Here is a 16,633-nt window from a genome sequence, read left to right as displayed (position 1 = left end):
CGAAGCACAGCCAGATCAACCACAGAGGAGCGGGCAATGAAACGTAGCAAGCACCACACGGCTAAGCGATTGATCGCCGCCGTCTTCGCCGCGGCAGCCGTCTTGCCGTGGACTGCCGCGCAGGCCGCCGATCCGCCCAGTTGCACGCAAGTTCGGATGGCCGATCCCGGGTGGACCGATATCGACGCCACGAATGCGATCGCGGGATGGGTGCTCAGGGCGCTCGGCTACCGCCAAAGCATCGCGAACCTATCGGTGCCGATCACTTACGAAGGCTTGAAGAAAGGACAGATCGACGTATTCCTCGGCAACTGGATGCCGGCCCAGGGGCCACTCGTGAAGCCGTTCGTCGAAAGTCATGCGATCGACGTGTTGCATGCCAATTTGACGAACGCCAAGTTCACACTGGCCGTACCCGATTACGTCGCGGCGGCGGGCGTCCATTCGTTTGCCGACTTGTCCAAATACGGCGACAAATTCGACGACAAGATCTACGGCATCGAGCCCGGCGCGCCGGCCAATCAGAATATCTCGAAGATGATCGGAGAGAAGGCCTTCGGGCTCGGCGATTGGAAACTGGTCGCCTCCAGCGAGACGGGAATGCTGACGCAAGTGGCGCGTGCCGTGCGAGAGAAGCGGTGGATCGTCTTTCTCGCTTGGGAGCCGCATCTGATGAATACCGAGTTTCATTTGACTTATTTGTCGGGTGGCGATGCCTACTTCGGCCCAAATTACGGCGGGGCGACGGTCAATACGGTGACCCGAACGGGCTTCGCAAACGAATGCGCGAACCTCGGGCGCTTGTTCAAGCAGATGACGTTCGACGTCGGGCTCGAAAACCAGATCATCGCCGACGTCCTGCAGAAAAAAATGAGCGTCAATGCGGCCGCGCGCCGCGCGCTGCAGGCACATCCGAAATTGCTCGAGCCATGGCTTGAAGGCGTGACGACCGCCGACGGGGCGAACGGCTTGCAAGCAGTCAATAGTGCGCTTGCTGGCAACTGATTTCGACCGACAGAGCGATAAACCTAGCTCATACCCACCGCAGTCCCTCAGAGACCACCATCATGAAAGTATTCCGCACCCCGATTCGGTCGGGCGTGGCGCTGGCGCTCGCCGGTTTGCCCGCTGTCGGTCACGCGCAAAGCAGTGTGACGCTATACGGCATCCTCGATGCTGGCGTGACGTACGTCAGCAACACCGGTGGATCGCACACCGTTCGCTTCGACGACGGCATTTCGTACGGCAACCGCTGGGGTATCAGAGGCACGGAGGATCTCGGCAACGGTTTATCGGCTGTATTCGCGCTCGAAAGCGGATTCAAGTTGGGCACGGGCCGCCTCGCATTCGGTGGTTCGGAGTTCGGGCGGCAGGCGTATGTCGGTCTATCGAACCGATGGGGAACGGTGTCGTTCGGCAATCAGTTGGATATGACGGACGAGATGGTGTTCTTATACAACGTCTCCGCCTGGGCGAGCGGCTATGCGATTCATCAAGGCGACTTCGATCGGTTCAACGGCGATCGCCTGCCCAACTCGGTGAAATTCCTCTCGAACGAGATCGACGGCTTCAAGTTCGGCGCCATGTGGTCGTTCGGCAACGTCGCGGGCAATTTCCACCAAGGCAGCGCGTATAGCGTCGGCGGGCATTACGCGCACGGCAACTTTACGGTGGGCACGGCCTACACCCAATTGAACAATCCGAGCGGAATCTATGCGTTCGATCCCTACGCGATGATCGGCGCGCACACCTTTCTTGGGCAAGCTACCGTTAGCGTCGATCCCGCCACCGGGGCGGTGACCGACCTCTATTCGAGCGCAGCATTTCCGGTAGACAAGCAAGGCACATTCGGTGTGGGTGCGAGCTACGCGCTTGGGCCCGTCACGCTGATGGGCAATTACTCCTATACGACGATCAAGGGGTTCGGACAGTCGTCGCACATGCAAGTCGGCGAAGGCGGGGCATCTTGGAGCGTGACCCCGGCGCTCGTCTTCGACGGCGGCTATCAGTACACGCACTTCGAAGGACACCATTGGAATCAAGTTTCGGCGGGGCTGCACTATCTGTTGTCGAAGCGCACCGATGTCTATATCTCCGGGGATTATTTGAAAGCGTCCAGCGGCGTAGATGCCGTCATCGGCTATAGCTTTGCGCCTTCGAGTACCTCGACGCAGGCCGATGTTCGCGTTGGCATGCGGCATTCGTTTTGACCGGTTATCTCCTCGTCGTACTTGGGCGGGTGCGCTTTCGATGCGGCCCGCCATTTTTTGAGCCAAGCGGCCGAATGGGGCGTTAGGCGGCTTCACGCCTACGGAAACGGGCGAACACGTACTCGCATCGCACCGTACAATGTTGCGCGCGCAACTTCGTTGCCGCGCATTGCCCATTTCCAATCGTCACCGCCGAGGCACGCATGCCCCGTATCTCCGTTCGAAGGCCGTTCGCGATTTTGCTGATCGCAGCGGCGGCTTTAGGCGCGCTGCGCGCGGCCCGTGCTTGTGAGATTCCCGCCCCCGTTACAACCATCGATCCCCCCGGCTTTTATGACGACGCCGCCGGATACGCGCGCGACGTCAAACCCATGCGCGACTTTATCGCGCGACTCAATACCGCCGCCGACAAAGCCGATTGGTCGTGCGCGCTGAGCTTATTGGAAAGCTGGGCGAAAGCCGACGCGTTGATGGGACGCATCTCGGGGTACCAAGGCTACTACGAACGCTCGTGGGCAGGAACGGACTTCGCGATGGTCATCCTTCGCATGCCGCGCCAATTCCGTGACGCGAATCGGGCACGATTCGATGCAATCGATCCTTGGCTCGAGCGAATCGCGATCACCACGCGCGATGCCGAAGCAATCAATCACCTGCACAACAATTTGGTTTACTGGGCGGGGCTGGACTTGATCGCGATCGGCACCGTAACGGAGAACGCGTCGCTTATCGATTCGGGCTTGATCCGGATTCGCGAAGGGATACGCGATATCGGCGCCGATGGCGCGCTGGCACGCGAAGTGAAGCGCGGCGATCGGGCGCTGCACTACCATACGTTCGCGCTCATTCCGCTTGTATTTGCCGCCGAACTGGTTCAGCGGCGCCATATCGATCTCTATCGAGAAAACGGCGGCGCGATCGGGCGGCTGGCCGATCTCGTGATCGACGCCGTGGAAGATCCGGCAAGCTTCAGGAAAATCACGCCGATCGAACAGAAGCTGTTTCCCTGGACCTTCGAAGACGAGTTGTGCTGGATGGAGCCGTATTACGCGCGCTTCAAGGACGCTCGATTACCGGCGCTGATCGCTGCGCGCCGGCCGCTCAAGGAGTGGCGCCTCGGCGGCAATGTGACCGAGGCTTGGGGCGCGCCGCTGTGAAGAGTGTGAAGGACGCCCGGAGCCGGGGCGCTCTCAGTGTTGAACGTGAACCGATCGGGAAAACGCAGGCTGATCCCGCACACTCTCGCGTTGGAGCATCTCCGCATACCAACCCCGTAACGCCTCGCACTCGCGCGGCACCGGCAATTCGACGAGGGATGCAAAAAGCAGCCCGCCGATCACGGCGATGTCGGCCATCGAAAACGACTCGCCCGCGACGTACGGCTGCCGACGCAGAACCGAATCGAAGTAGTGCATCCCTCTCACCGCCTTATCGCGTTGACGGAAGCCCCATTCGGGGTTCTGGTAGACCTCGACGTCCGGCCCCAAACCGGGCGTGCCGTGATGGAAATAGACACTGACCGCGTCCAGTAGCTCGATCTCCGCGCGCTTGTTCATCATGTGAATGACGCCTTTCTCGCGCGGTGTGGTGCCCGTGAGCTTCGGTGCCCCGTCGAGCGCGTCGAGGTACTCGGTGATCGCCGTGCATTCGCCGATGCAGGTCCCGTCGTCCAATTCCAATACCGGCAACGTACCCGAGTAGTTCTTCGCGGCAATGAATTCGGGCCGCTTATGCTCGCCCTTATACAGATCGACCATCACGAACTCGACATGCGACAGCAAGTTCTTTTCGGCGAGGGCGATGCGCACCCGCGTCGGATAAGGGCCTTTCGGGAAATCGTAAATCTTCATCGTCGGTACTCCAGGTGAATTGAATGGAAGGGCGAGCGTAGTCAGCCGACGCATCAGGCGGCGGTCCCGCTTTCGAACTGTCAGTCTACCTAACGTTCGTTAGGGTAAACATAAAAGGTACAATGTCGCCTGTCAATACCCAGGTCCACACCGCGGAGGCGCGAGCAGTGACGAAAGACGCGAGCACGAACTCGAGGGAGCGCATCTTGGAAGCCGCCACCCGGATCGCTCAAGCACACGGCTATGGCGGCTTGAATTTCCGCGCTCTGGCGGAGGAAGTCGGCATCAAGGCCGCCAGCATCTACCATCATTTCGAAAGCAAGGCCGACCTTGGGGCGGCGGTGGCGCGGCGTTATTGGGAAAACACGCAGACGGCGCTCGACGAGATGCTGCTGAAGTCGAAAGATCCGTTGAACTGCTTGCGTCATTACCCGGAGACTTTCCGCCGCGCGTTGGCGTCGGGAAACCGGATTTGCCTATGCAGCTTCATGGCTGCGGAGATCGACGATCTGCCCGAAGTCGTGAAGAAGGAAGTGCTGACGTTCGCCGACGTCAACATCGCTTGGCTTGCCAAGGTATTGTCCGCCGCGGGGACAGGGGATGCCCGAGAGTGCGAACAACGAGCACGCGCGATCTTCGCCGCGATTGCCGGCGCGCAGCTCATCGCCAGGAGCCGCGCGGATATCGCGCTCTATGATGGGCTCATCAAAGGGTATCGAAAGGCGGGCCTCTTACCCGCCTAGCCCGTCATTGCGATGCGGCCAGTTCTTGTAGAAGCCACTCACGAAAAGCCGTGAGCGCGGCGTCATGCCGGATGCGTTCGGGGTAGACGAAGTAGTAGGAGCGCGAACTAGGTACCGGGGCGAACGGGCTGCATAGCCGGCCGTCGTTCAATTCGTCTTCGACGAGCATGCGCGGAACGAGCCCCACACCGATCCCGGCCATGACGGCTTGAATCAAATGCGACGTCAATTCGAAGCTAGGGCCGAGCCGTAACGCGTGAGGCGCCAAGCCGAAATGCGCGCACCATTCGCGCCAAGCGTCGGGGAAGCTGCTCACGCGCAGCAGCGTCAAACCTTCGAGCATGCCGAGCGTAGGGCGAAGCGTATCGCCGCGCGCTTGCGTGCGCGAACGCGTGCCGCGCCGGGGTTTGCTTTTCGCCGCGAACGCGCCCGGGCTGCCGATCAGCACCAATTGCTCCGCATAGAGCCGGTGCGCCGCCACATCGGGCCAACGCCCGTCCCCCACCACGATCGCCGCATCGAGCGGCTCCGTCGAAAAATCGACTTCCTCGATCCTCGAATGCAGGTCGATCTGCAAATCGGCGTGGGCGCGATAGAGGCGATGCAACCGCGGCAGCAGCCACTTCGCGCCGAAGGTGGGCAACGTGGCGACACGCAAGTGCGTGCCGCGTGAGCCGGAAGAGAGCACTTGCAACGTCGCGTTGCGGATCGACGTCAAGGCGGCGCTCAATTCGGTCATATAGGCGCGGCCCGCGTCGGTGGGGACGATCCGTTTGCCTTCCCGCAAAAACAACGGCACGCCGAGCATGGCCTCCAGCGTTTGGACCTGCCGGCTAACGGCGCTTTGCGTCAGCGACAACTCTTCGGCCGCGCGCGTGAAACTCTGATGGCGGGCCGAAGCCTCGAAGGCCAGCAGCAACGACATCGACGGCGTGAGCTTGCGGTAGTTCATTCATAAAACTCATGAATATCCCGAAGAACTTCCGCTTGCGACCGGGGGAACGGGCGCGGAAAATCGATCGAGTATGTTTGTCCCATGCAGAGTCTACATGACCGCTGTAATCCATTGCCCGGTACGGAGCGCAAAACGATGACGATTTCCCGTCTTCCCGCGGACGATTCGATCGACCGTCCGTACGCGGATTTTTTCGCGGCGTTGCAGGCATCGGGCTTCGAGGGCGATATCGATCGCAGCCAAGCGCTGCGCGCGGTGCTCTCCACCGACAATTCGATCTACCAGCGTTATCCCAAGGGGGCCATCTTTCCTCGGCATACACGGGATGTGCAACGGATCGCAGAATTGCTCGGCCGGCCGCAATTTCGTGAGGTAACGGTCGCGCCGCGCGGCGGCGGCACAGGCACGAATGGGCAATCGTTGACGGACGGTATCGTCGTCGACTTGTCGCGTCATATGAACCGCATCGTTTCGATCGATGCCCAAGCCCGGACGGTGCGCGTCGAAGCCGGCGTCGTTAAAGACCAGCTCAATGCCGCTTTGCGGCCGCACGGATTGTTTTTCGCGCCTGAACTCTCTACGTCGAATCGCGCGACGATCGGCGGAATGATCAACACGGACGCGAGCGGGCAAGGTAGCTGCACGTATGGGAAAACGCGCGATCACGTGAAGTCGCTCGACACCGTGTTGATCGGTGGGGATTGCTTGTCCAGCGGGCCGGTAGAAGCGAGGGAGTTGGCCAGCTTGTGCGCAAGGCGCGACACCGTCGGACGCGTGTACCGCACGGCAAAGGACATCAGCGAGACGCACGCCGATTTGATCCGGGAGCGCTTCCCGAAATTGAATCGGTGTTTGACGGGCTACGACCTAGCCCATCTACGCGATGCCAACGGCCGCTTCGATCTGAACAGCGTGGTGTGCGGCTCCGAGGGTACGCTCGGGTTCGTCGTCGAGGCGACGCTGAACGTGCTGCCGATTCCCGCGCACGCCGCGCTCGTCAATATCCGGTACGCGAGTTTCATGGATGCGCTGCGCGATGCCCAGCCGCTGATGGCGCACCGGCCGCTGTCGATCGAAACCGTCGATTCCACGGTGCTCGCGCTTGCCCGCCGCGACATCGTTTGGCGCGACGTGGCCGAGTATTTGCCGGACGTCGATACCTCGGGGCAGGATGCGGGCGGCATCAACCTGGTCGAATTCAGCGCAGACGATGCCGCCGAAGTGCGCGCTCGCGTGGCCGCCTTCGTCGAGCACCTCGAGTCCGATCGTACCGTGCGCCGCCTCGCCGTCACGGTCGCCGACGGCGAGGCGGCGGTAAACCGCGTCTATGGCATGCGCAAACGCGCAGTCGGCTTGCTCGGCAATGTCAGCGGCGAGCGCCGTCCGCAACCTTTCGTCGAAGATACGGCGGTGCCGCCCGAGAATCTCGCGCCCTATATCGCCGAGTTTCGCGCGCTGCTCGATGGCATGGGATTGCGCTACGGCATGTTCGGCCATGTCGATGCGGGCGTGCTGCACGTCAGGCCGGCGCTCGACATGCGCGATCCGCATCAAGTGGGGTTGATTCGGCCCATTTCCGATGCGGTGACCGCGCTGACGATGAAGTATGGCGGCTTGCTCTGGGGCGAACATGGGAAGGGCGTGCGCTCCGAGTACGTGCCTGAATACTTCGGTCCGTTGTATCCGGCTTTGCAAGCGCTCAAGGCCGCGTTCGATCCGGCCAATCAACTCAATCCCGGCAAGATCGCGACGGCAGCCGACAGCGGCGCTTCGTTGCTTCGGATCGACGAGGTGCCGATGCGCGGCGCGGGCGATCGCCATATCGACGAACGCGTCTGGCAACAGAACGCCGATGCGGTGCATTGCAACGGTAATGGCGCTTGCTACAACTTCGATCCCGACGACGCGATGTGTCCTTCATGGAAAGCGACGCGCGAGCGGATCCATTCGCCGAAAGGGCGCGCATCGTTGATGCGCGAATGGCTGCGCTTGCAGAGCGACGCGGGAACGGATCTGACCGCGGAGCCCACGCGTGCCGCATTGCCGATTCGAATCTTCAATAGCATGCGTTGGCATCGCGCGCGGGACGACTTCTCTCATCAGGTCTATACCGCGATGGCAGGCTGTCTTGCTTGCAAGTCGTGCGCGGGGCAATGCCCGGTGAAGGTCAACGTGCCCGAGTTCCGCTCGCGCTTTCTCGAACGCTATTACACGCGCTACGCCCGCTCGCCGCGCGATTACCTGATCGGCTCGCTCGAATCCAGCGTGCCGTATATCGCGGCGGTGCCCGGCGCTGGCCAAGCCTATAACGCGTTGATGCGAGCCCGTCCGGTCAAGTCGGCGTTGCGCCGGTTGGTGGGGATCGTCGACGCTCCGCTGCTGAGCGCGCTATCGTGGACGGCCGTGGCGAAGCATTGGAACGTCGAACAGGCTACTGTCGAGCGGCTAAGCGGGCTTAGCGATGCGCAACGCGCCCGTAGCGTCGTATTCGTACCCGATGCGTTCACGCGGTTCTTTGAAACCGAGGTGGCCGCCGCGTGCGTCGAACTCGCGGTGCGGCTCGGGTATCGCGTGTTTGCTGCGCCTTACATGCCTAACGGAAAGCCGCTGCATGTCCAAGGTTTTCTGGGCGCGTTCGAACGCGCGGCGAAACGAAACGCGGCTCGCCTTGGCGCGATAGCAAAGTTCGATGTCCCACTGGTCGGCCTCGACCCGGCGATGACGCTCGTCTACCGGCAGGAGTATCGAAAGGCTGTGGGTGTCGATAGCTGTCCGAACGTCGTCTTGCCGCAGGAGTGGCTGAATGACGTAATTCGCGCTGAAGGGATAACGGAGCCACCGCGTATTGCGTTTCGTTTGTTGCCCCATTGCACGGAGCGAACGAACGCGCCGGCGGCGACTGCGCTTTGGGCGAACGTGTTCGCGCGCGCCGGCATCTCGTTGACGACGGTAGCGAGCGGCTGCTGCGGAATGTCGGGAACGTATGGGCATGAGGCGCGCAATCTCGAAACGTCGAAGACGATCTTCGAGCAATCTTGGGCCCGCCACGTGGACGCTTGGTCCTCGCCGAACGAGCCATACGATGCAACCGATACCGCCGAATCGCCGGAATTGCTGGCCACCGGATATTCGTGCCGCTGCCAGGTGAGCCGCATGCGAGGCCGCCGGCTACGCCATCCGATCGAAGCGTTGCTCGATGTGGTGCGACAGGACACTCGCTTGAGTGCAGGCCTGCAAGAAAAATCGGGCGAGCCCGAAGGCTCGCCCCGAACGGCTTCTCCGGCGTTTTAGGGCAGCGCGCCGGTAGCAGCCCGACCCCGAAGGGCTTATTGCGCCTTCGCGGTCGTGTCGGCCTTCGCGTCGGCTTTGCTGTCCGCCTTCACGTCCGCCTTCGTATCGGCCTTCGCCGAGGTGCTTTCCTTATCGGCGCCGGCTGCCGCGCCTTCGTCCTTCTTGCTTGCCTTGTGCGCGTGCAGCTTCTTCGCGTGAGCGGCCGGCTTCTTCGCGGTGTGATCCTTCGTCGATGCCTTACCGTCTGCCGCGGCGCCTTCGGTCGAAGCCGTGTCGGCCTTCAGGGCGTCCTTTTGTGCCGCGGTGCTGCCCTTCAAGTTAGCTTGGCCGGCCGGGGCCGACGCCGACGCGCCAGCCGTTGCGTTGGTGGTGGGGGCCGGTGCGGCCGTTTGTGCGAAGGCCGTCGAAACGAGCAGGGCGGAAGCGAGAGCAGCGAACATCGTCTTCATGTGTGAACTCCTTGTGGGGCGGCTGAGAAAGTTCAGCGCTGCCGGTTTAACGCTAGGCCGGCGACGCGAGTTGACGCTGCTCTGGTGACAAAACGTAAGCCGTGTGACGAATCGCTTACGCATAGTGCGCTATGCTTCACGCATCGGCCGCGAGCGCGGCGGCGCGAGCGGCGAATTCCTTGACGACAGATGAACAAAACAATCGGACTGCTGATGATCGCGTGCCTAGGCGCATCCCTCTCGCTCACGGCATGCGACGATCGCGAAGGGGAACAAGCAATGGGTAAGCTCAAGGCGTTCCTGAACGCGATCAAGCCGGATGCGTTGTTGTTGCGAGGGCTCACCCCCGGCGTGACGACGGACGCGCAGATCGTCGATCAGATGGGGCAGCCTGAGACCGAGCGTACGCACCCGGACGGCTCGAAGCGCCTCGAATACCCGCGCGGTCCGCAAGGGACGACGACGTATATGGTCGATATCGATCCGAACGGCAGGCTTATGGCCGTCACCCAAGTGCTGACCGCGGAGAACTTCGCAAAGGTGCGCATCGGCATGACGCAACCGGAAGTACGGGAACTGCTCGGCAAGCCGGGCGAGGTCGCTGTTTACCGGTTGAAGCCGGAAACCGTCTGGAGTTGGAAGTGGCAGGAAGGCGGGCCGTCGGGCGATGCATTTTTCAATGTGCACTTCGATGCATCGGGGCACGTCTATACGATGTCGCGTTCGGATATCTTGCGGGGGCGTTGAATTCGACGTTCGGTGGCGGCGAGCCTCAACCATTGCGATGAGGCTCGCCTAGTCCCGCGCTAATGGGTGTTCAACCCGGCACGCGCACCCAGCCTTCCATCAACACGCGCGCGCTGCGGCTCATCAGTGCCTTTTTGACGACCCATTGCCCGTCGGCGAGCGCGGCTTGCGCGCCGACGCGCAGCGTCCCCGAAGGATGGCCGAATCGCACGGCTTCCTTCTCGCCGCCGCCCGCCGCGAGATTGACGAGCGTCCCCGGAATCGCCGCCGCCGTACCGATGGCCACGGCAGCGGTGCCCATCATCGCGTGGTGCAGCTTGCCCATCGACATCGCGCGTACGAGCAGATCCACATCACCGGCGCCGATGCGCTTGCCGCTCGATGCGACATAGTCGGCCGGCTTCGCGACGAAAGCGACCTTCGGCGTGTGCTGCCGCTTGGCGATATCTTCGAGCCGTTCGATGAGACCCATGCGCAGCGCGCCGTGCGCCCGAATCGTCTCGAACTTCGCCAAGGCCTTTTCGTCACTATTGATCGCGTCTTGCAACTCGGTACCCGTGTAGCCGATCGCCTCGGCCTCCACGAAAATCGTCGGAATCCCCGCGTTGATCATCGTCGCCCTCAAGGTGCCGACGCCCGGCACTTCGAGTTCATCGATGAGATTGCCCGTGGGGAACATGGCGCCGCCCGCGCCGTCTTCGTCGGCGGCAGGATCCATGAATTCAAGCGCCACTTCGGCGGCGGGGAACGTCACGCCATCGAGTTCGAAGTCTCCCGTCTCCTGCACGGCGCCGTCGGTCATCGGCACATGAGCGACGATCGTCTTGCCGATGTTGGCTTGCCAGATCCGCACCGTGGCGATGCCGTCGCGCGGGATGCGAGCGGGATCGATCAACCCGTTCGCAATAGCGAACGGACCGACGGCGGCCGAGAGGTTGCCGCAGTTGCCGCTCCAGTCGATGAACGGCTTATCGATGGAGACTTGCCCGAATAGATAGTCGATGTCGTGATCGGGGCGGGCGCTCTTCGAGAGGATGACGGTCTTGCTCGTGCTCGAGGTGCCGTTGCCCATGCCGTCGATCTGTTTCCCGTAGGGATCGGGGCTGCCGATCACGCGCATGAGCAATGCGTCGCGCGCGCTGCCCGGCACCTGAGCGGCTTCGGGCAAGTCTTGCAGCCGGAAGAACACGCCTTTGCTCGTGCCGCCGCGCATATAGACAGCGGGCACCTTGATTTGCGGTAAATGAGCCATTCTTGAGTGGTCCTTACGTTATGCCGCAGTGGTCGATTCCAGAAAATCTTGCGCAAAGCGTTGCAAGACGCCGCCCGCTTCGTAGATCGAGACCTCCTCGGCCGTATCGAGACGGCAAGTCACGGGCACGCTCACGCGCTCGCCGTTCTTGCGTTGGATCACGAGCGTGAGGTCGGCACGCGGCGTGCGCTCGCCGATCACATCGAACGTTTCGGTGCCGTCGATGCCGAGCGTTCGGCGGTTCGTGCCTTGCTTGAACTCAAGCGGCAGCACGCCCATGCCGACGAGGTTGGTCCGGTGGATCCGCTCGAACCCTTCGGCGACGATGGCTTCCACGCCCGCGAGACGCACCCCCTTGGCCGCCCAATCGCGCGATGAGCCTTGCCCGTAGTCCGCGCCCGCGATAATGATCAGCGGCTGCTTGCGCTCCATGTACGTTTCGATGGCTTCCCACATCCGCGTGACCTTGCCTTCCGGCTCGATCCGCGCGAGCGAGCCCGTCTTCACCTCGCCGTTCTCGAGCGCCATTTCGTTCTTCAACGTCGGATTGGCGAAGGTTGCGCGCTGCGCCGTCAGGTGATCGCCCCGGTGCGTCGCGTACGAGTTGAAGTCTTCCTCGGGCAGACCCATTTTCTCCAGATACTCGCCTGCCGCGCTATTGCGCATGATCGCGTTCGACGGCGAGAGGTGGTCGGTCGTAATGTTATCGCCTAGCACGGCAAGCGGGCGCATGCCTTTGAGCGTGCGTTCGCCCGCCAGCGCGCCTTCCCAATACGGGGGGCGGCGGATGTACGTGCTTTGCGGCCGCCACTGATAGAGGGGATCGGCCGCCGGGCCCTGCTGGGCGGCGAGCGCGAACATCGGCTCGTACACGCGCCGGAACTGCTCGGGCTTCACGCTCGCTTCGACGACGGCGTCGATCTCATCATCGGTCGGCCACAGATCTTTCAGCGTGACCGGCTTGCCGTTGCCGTCGACGCCGAGCACGTCTTTCTCGATGTCGAAACGGATCGTGCCGGCGATCGCGTAGGCGACGACGAGCGGCGGCGAGGCGAGAAACCCTTGCTTCGCGTAGGGGTGGATGCGCCCGTCGAAGTTGCGGTTGCCCGACAGCACGGCCGTCGCATACAAATCGCGCTCGACGATTTCCTTCTGGATCACGGGATCGAGCGCGCCCGACATGCCGTTGCACGACGTACAGGCATAAGCCACGACGCCGAAGCCGAGTTTCTCGAGTTCGGGCAGAAGGCCGGCCGCTTCGAGGTAGAGCGTGACCGCCTTCGAGCCGGGGGCCAACGAACTCTTGACCCAAGGTTTCCGTAACAATCCGGCTCGGTTCGCGTTGCGTGCGAGCAAGCCCGCCGCGATCATGTTGCGCGGATTGTTCGTGTTCGTGCAGCTCGTGATGGCGGCGATGATGACGGCGCCGTCCGGCATCTTGCCCGGCTCGTTCTCGACCTTGCCGCTGATGCCGCGTGCAGCCAGTTCGCTCGTCGGCACGCGCCGGTGCGGATTCGAGGGGCCCGCGATGTTGCGCGTGACGCTGGACAGATCGAAGCGCAGTACGCGCTCGTATTGCGCGCGCGAGAGCGTATCGGCCCACAGACCGGTTTGCTTCGCATAAGTCTCGACGAGCTTGACGAGCGAATCGTCGCGGCCGGTCAGCTTCAGATAGCGGATCGTTTGTTCGTCGATGTAGAACATCGCCGCCGTCGCGCCGAATTCGGGCGCCATATTGGAGATCGTCGCGCGGTCGCCCAGCGTCAGCCGCGAGGCCCCCTCGCCATAGAATTCGAGGTAGGCCGAGACGACCTTTTCCTTGCGCAGGAATTCGGTCAGCGCGAGCACGATATCGGTCGCCGTGATGCCGCTTTGGCGTTCGCCCGTCAATTCGACGCCGACGATATCGGGCAGGCGCATCCACGAGGCGCGGCCGAGCATGACGCTCTCGGCTTCGAGGCCGCCGACGCCGACGGCAATGACGCCGAGCGCATCGACCATCGGCGTATGCGAGTCGGTGCCGACGAGCGTGTCCGGAAACGCCACGCCGTCTTGCACCTGCACCACGGGGCTCATGCGTTCGAGGTTGATCTGATGCAAGATCCCGTTGCCGGGCGGGATCACATCGACGTTCTTGAACGCCTTTTTCGTCCAATCGATGAAGTGAAAGCGGTCTTCGTTGCGGCGGTCTTCGATCGCGCGGTTTTTGGAGAAGGCGTCCTTGTCGTAGCCGCCGCATTCGACGGCGAGCGAGTGGTCCACCACGAGTTGCGTCGGGACCACGGGGTTGACGAGGGCGGGGTCGCCGCCGCGCGAGGCGATGGCGTCACGCAGACCGGCCAGATCGACGAAAGCGGTTTGACCGAGGATGTCGTGACAGACGACGCGGGCCGGGAACCAAGGAAAGTCGAGGTCCCGTTTGCGTTCGATTAGCTGCTTGAGCGCATCGGTCAGCAGCGACGGCTCGCAACGGCGCACGAGATTCTCCGCGAACACGCGCGAGGTGTAGGGGAGTGTGTCGTAGGCGCCCTTCTCGATCGCTTCGACGGCCGAGCGCGCGTCGAAATAGTCGAGCCCGGTGCCGGGCAATGCTTTGCGATAGTCAGTGTTCATCTTGCGTCGAGCGAAGGTCGGCCCCGCCGGAGGGCAGGGCTTCGATAAATGGATAGTGAGAAGCGAAAGGGCGCGTCATACGTCGATGGCGGAGACGGACTTGGCCAATTTGCGCAGTTCGAATTTTTGAATCTTGCCCGTCGAGGTCTTCGGCAGTTCGACGAATTCGATCGCGCGCGGCACTTTGAAGCCCGCAAGGTGGGCCTTGCAATGCGCGATCAAATCGGCGGCGGTTACCGAGGCACCCGTCTTCAGTTCGACGAACGCGCAAGGCGTTTCGCCCCAGCGCGGATCGGGCTTAGCCACGACGGCGGCGGCCGTCACGGCGGGATGCCGGTAGAGCACGTCTTCGATCTCGATGCTGGAGATGTTCTCGCCGCCCGAGATGATGATGTCTTTGCTGCGGTCTTTGATGCGGATATAGCCGTCGGGGTAAATCACGCCGAGGTCGCCCGTGTGGAACCAGCCGCCGCGGAATGCTTCCTCGGTCGCGGTCGGATTCTTCAGGTAGCCCTTCATCGTGATATTGCCGCGGAACATGATTTCGCCGATCGTTTCGCCGTCGGCCGGCACCGGCTGCATCGTTTCGGGATCGAGCACTGTGCAGCCGTCCTGCAGGTGATAGCGCACGCCTTGGCGCGCGTTCAGACGGGCGCGTTCGCCGATGTCCAGCCCCGCCCAATCCTCTTGTTGCGGACATACCGAAGCGGGTCCGTAGACTTCCGTCAGCCCATAGACATGTGTCAGGTCGAACCCGAGCCGCTCGAGGCTTTCGATCAGCGCGGCGGGCGGCGCCGCGCCGGCCACCATCGCGCTGACGCGATGGGTGATGCCGGCCTTCATTTCATCGGGGGCGTTTACGAGCAGGTTATGCACGATCGGTGCGCCGCAGTAATGGGTGACGCGCTCGCCGCGGATCAGATCGAAGATCGCTTTCGCATCGACTTTGCGCAGGCAGACGTTCACGCCCGCGCGGGCGGCCACGGCCCACGGGAACGTCCATCCGTTGCAGTGGAACATCGGCAGTGTCCACAGATAGACGGCGTGCTTGGGCATGTCCCATTCGAGAATCGCGCTGATCGCGGCCGTATAGGCGCCGCGATGATGATAGACGACGCCCTTCGGGTTGCCCGTCGTGCCGGAGGTGTAGTTCAGACTAATGGCGTCCCATTCGTCGGCCGGCGGCTGCCAAGCAAACTCGGGGTCGCCGCTCGCGAGCAGCGCTTCGTATTCGATTTCGCCGAGCGCCTCGCCCGGGCCCGTATAAAGCGGATCGTCGACGTCGACGACGAGAATCGGGCGCTCTACCGCCGGCAGTACCGAGCGCATCAACTCGGAGAACTCGCGATCGACGAGCAAGGCTTTCGCTTCGCCGTGGTTGAGCATGAAGGCCAGCGTGGCGGCATCGAGGCGTGTATTGAGCGTGTTGAGCACGGCGCCGAGCATGGGGATGCCGAAATGCGTCTCCACCATCGCCGGTGTATTGGGCAGCATGACGGCGACCGTGTCGCCCGCCTTGATGCCGCGCGCGGCGAGGGCCGACGCGAGGCGGCGCGTGCGCGCATAGGTTTCCCGCCAGGTGCGCCGAATCGCCCCGTGTACGACGGCGAGGCGCGTCGGATAAACGCTCGCCGCGCGTTCGATGAACGTGAGCGGCGTCAGCGCCGCGAAGTTCGCGGCGTTCTTTTCGAGGGCCGCTTCGTACATATGTGTGCTCATGATCTGTCTCCCCACTTAGCCATACCGCCACCGCGGGCCCCCGAACCGATCGCGGGCCCGCTTCACGCATCGGATCAGCGCTTGCCGATCGGCACGAACTTCAGATTCTCCGGTCCCGTGTAGTTTGCGCTCGGGCGGATGATCTTGTTGTCGATCCGTTGCTCGATGATGTGCGCGCTCCAGCCCGACGTACGCGAGATCACGAACAGCGGCGTGAACATCGCCGTGGGCACGCCCATCATGTGATAGGACACGGCGCTGAACCAGTCCAGATTCGGAAACATCTTTTTCGCATCCCACATCACCGATTCGAGGCGCTCGGCGATATTGAACAGACGCGTATCTTCGGCTTCCTTGGACAGCTTGCGAGCGACTTCCTTGATGACCTTGTTGCGCGGGTCGGAAATCGTATAGACGGGATGGCCGAAGCCGATCACGACTTCCTTGTTCTCGACGCGGCGGCGGATGTCGGCCTCCGCTTCGTCGGGCGAGGCGTAGCGCGATTGGATCTCGAACGCGACTTCGTTCGCGCCGCCGTGCTTCGGTCCGCGCAGCGCGCCGATCGCACCGGTGATCGACGAGTACATGTCCGAACCCGTACCGGCGATGACGCGGCCCGTAAACGTCGAAGCGTTGAATTCGTGCTCGGCATAGAGGATCAACGATGTATGCATCGCCTCGACCCACGATTTCGACGGCGTTTTGCCGTGCAGCAGGTGCAGGAAATGGCCGCCGATCGAGTCGTCGTCTGTCTCCACCTCGATGCGGCGGCCGTTGTGCGAGTAGTGATACCAATAGAGCAGC

The 16,633-nt window shown here is 62.5% G+C and carries 13 protein-coding genes; 6 read left to right on the top strand and 7 right to left on the bottom strand.

Features of this window, described 5'->3' with window-relative positions; translation table 11 throughout:
• Window positions 1-36: 36 nt before the first annotated feature.
• From choX to DXT59_RS00585, 3 genes are all read left to right on the top strand, one after another.
• Window positions 37-1,005 (top strand): choline ABC transporter substrate-binding protein, encoded by a 969-nt coding sequence (gene choX / locus DXT59_RS00595; protein ID WP_116134869.1) that lies wholly within the window; start codon window positions 37-39, stop codon window positions 1,003-1,005.
• 62 nt (window positions 1,006-1,067) lie between these two features.
• Complete coding sequence (locus DXT59_RS00590) at window positions 1,068-2,210, top strand: porin (RefSeq protein ID WP_116134867.1); 1,143 nt, start codon at window positions 1,068-1,070, stop codon at window positions 2,208-2,210.
• A gap of 203 nt (window positions 2,211-2,413) precedes the next feature.
• Window positions 2,414-3,367: a mannuronate-specific alginate lyase gene (locus tag DXT59_RS00585; protein ID WP_116134865.1), complete on the top strand. Its 954-nt coding sequence runs from the start codon at window positions 2,414-2,416 to the stop codon at window positions 3,365-3,367.
• A gap of 33 nt (window positions 3,368-3,400) precedes the next feature.
• On the opposite strand, the gene DXT59_RS00580 is transcribed toward DXT59_RS00585, so the two are convergent.
• Complete coding sequence (locus tag DXT59_RS00580) at window positions 3,401-4,060, bottom strand: glutathione S-transferase (protein WP_205417354.1); 660 nt, start codon at window positions 4,058-4,060, stop codon at window positions 3,401-3,403.
• A gap of 167 nt (window positions 4,061-4,227) precedes the next feature.
• On the opposite strand from DXT59_RS00580, the gene DXT59_RS00575 reads away from it, so the two are divergent.
• Window positions 4,228-4,803 (top strand): TetR/AcrR family transcriptional regulator, encoded by a 576-nt coding sequence (locus DXT59_RS00575; protein ID WP_205417353.1) that lies wholly within the window; start codon window positions 4,228-4,230, stop codon window positions 4,801-4,803.
• A 4-nt stretch (window positions 4,804-4,807) separates the two neighbouring features.
• On the opposite strand, the gene DXT59_RS00570 is transcribed toward DXT59_RS00575, so the two are convergent.
• Entirely contained in the window at window positions 4,808-5,755 is a 948-nt protein-coding gene (locus DXT59_RS00570; protein ID WP_116134861.1) for a LysR substrate-binding domain-containing protein, read from the bottom strand.
• 138 nt (window positions 5,756-5,893) lie between these two features.
• Here DXT59_RS00570 and ydiJ point away from each other — a divergent pair, with 138 nt between their 5' ends.
• Window positions 5,894-9,049: a D-2-hydroxyglutarate dehydrogenase YdiJ gene (gene ydiJ, locus DXT59_RS00565; protein WP_116134961.1), complete on the top strand. Its 3,156-nt coding sequence runs from the start codon at window positions 5,894-5,896 to the stop codon at window positions 9,047-9,049.
• Between the two features lie 35 nt (window positions 9,050-9,084).
• On the opposite strand, the gene DXT59_RS00560 is transcribed toward ydiJ, so the two are convergent.
• Window positions 9,085-9,498 (bottom strand): hypothetical protein, encoded by a 414-nt coding sequence (locus DXT59_RS00560; protein ID WP_116134859.1) that lies wholly within the window; start codon window positions 9,496-9,498, stop codon window positions 9,085-9,087.
• A 189-nt stretch (window positions 9,499-9,687) separates the two neighbouring features.
• Between DXT59_RS00560 and DXT59_RS00555 the strand changes: the two genes are divergently transcribed.
• Window positions 9,688-10,245, top strand: coding sequence for a hypothetical protein (locus DXT59_RS00555; RefSeq protein ID WP_116134857.1), 558 nt, complete (start codon window positions 9,688-9,690; stop codon window positions 10,243-10,245).
• 70 nt (window positions 10,246-10,315) lie between these two features.
• Here the strand turns inward: DXT59_RS00555 and prpF are convergent, their stop codons facing one another.
• The 4 genes from prpF to DXT59_RS00535 form a co-directional block, all read right to left on the bottom strand.
• Window positions 10,316-11,497 carry a 2-methylaconitate cis-trans isomerase PrpF gene (gene prpF, locus DXT59_RS00550; RefSeq protein ID WP_116134855.1) on the bottom strand — a complete coding sequence of 394 codons (1,182 nt, stop codon included), beginning with the start codon at window positions 11,495-11,497 and terminating at the stop codon, window positions 10,316-10,318.
• 18 nt (window positions 11,498-11,515) lie between these two features.
• Complete coding sequence (acnD, locus tag DXT59_RS00545; RefSeq protein WP_116134853.1) at window positions 11,516-14,110, bottom strand: Fe/S-dependent 2-methylisocitrate dehydratase AcnD; 2,595 nt, start codon at window positions 14,108-14,110, stop codon at window positions 11,516-11,518.
• 75 nt (window positions 14,111-14,185) lie between these two features.
• Window positions 14,186-15,829, bottom strand: a complete 1,644-nt coding sequence (locus DXT59_RS00540; RefSeq protein ID WP_116134851.1) for an acyl-CoA synthetase — start codon at window positions 15,827-15,829, stop codon at window positions 14,186-14,188.
• 74 nt (window positions 15,830-15,903) lie between these two features.
• Window positions 15,904-16,633: citrate/2-methylcitrate synthase (locus tag DXT59_RS00535; protein ID WP_275895750.1), on the bottom strand; the 730-nt coding region annotated here is incomplete at its 5' end.

Source organism: Trinickia diaoshuihuensis, assembly GCF_003390925.1.
GTDB classification, from domain to species: Bacteria; Pseudomonadota; Gammaproteobacteria; order Burkholderiales; family Burkholderiaceae; genus Trinickia; species Trinickia diaoshuihuensis.
The sequence above is the reverse complement of the archived record's forward strand: the minus strand, read 5'-3'. Positions and strand labels throughout refer to the sequence as shown.

What these genes read in the sequence shown, in the direction of transcription:
- choX (WP_116134869.1), top strand. Translation starts at nt 37, where the DNA reads ATGAAACGTAGCAAGCACCACACGGCTAAGCGATTGATCGCCGCCGTC.
- DXT59_RS00590 (WP_116134867.1), top strand. Translation starts at nt 1,068, where the DNA reads ATGAAAGTATTCCGCACCCCGATTCGGTCGGGCGTGGCGCTGGCGCTC.
- DXT59_RS00585 (WP_116134865.1), top strand. Translation starts at nt 2,414, where the DNA reads ATGCCCCGTATCTCCGTTCGAAGGCCGTTCGCGATTTTGCTGATCGCA.
- DXT59_RS00580 (WP_205417354.1), bottom strand. Translation starts at nt 4,060, where the DNA reads ATGAAGATTTACGATTTCCCGAAAGGCCCTTATCCGACGCGGGTGCGC.
- DXT59_RS00570 (WP_116134861.1), bottom strand. Translation starts at nt 5,755, where the DNA reads ATGAACTACCGCAAGCTCACGCCGTCGATGTCGTTGCTGCTGGCCTTC.
- ydiJ (WP_116134961.1), top strand. Translation starts at nt 5,894, where the DNA reads ATGACGATTTCCCGTCTTCCCGCGGACGATTCGATCGACCGTCCGTAC.
- DXT59_RS00560 (WP_116134859.1), bottom strand. Translation starts at nt 9,498, where the DNA reads ATGAAGACGATGTTCGCTGCTCTCGCTTCCGCCCTGCTCGTTTCGACG.
- DXT59_RS00555 (WP_116134857.1), top strand. Translation starts at nt 9,688, where the DNA reads ATGAACAAAACAATCGGACTGCTGATGATCGCGTGCCTAGGCGCATCC.
- prpF (WP_116134855.1), bottom strand. Translation starts at nt 11,497, where the DNA reads ATGGCTCATTTACCGCAAATCAAGGTGCCCGCTGTCTATATGCGCGGC.
- acnD (WP_116134853.1), bottom strand. Translation starts at nt 14,110, where the DNA reads ATGAACACTGACTATCGCAAAGCATTGCCCGGCACCGGGCTCGACTAT.
- DXT59_RS00540 (WP_116134851.1), bottom strand. Translation starts at nt 15,829, where the DNA reads ATGAGCACACATATGTACGAAGCGGCCCTCGAAAAGAACGCCGCGAAC.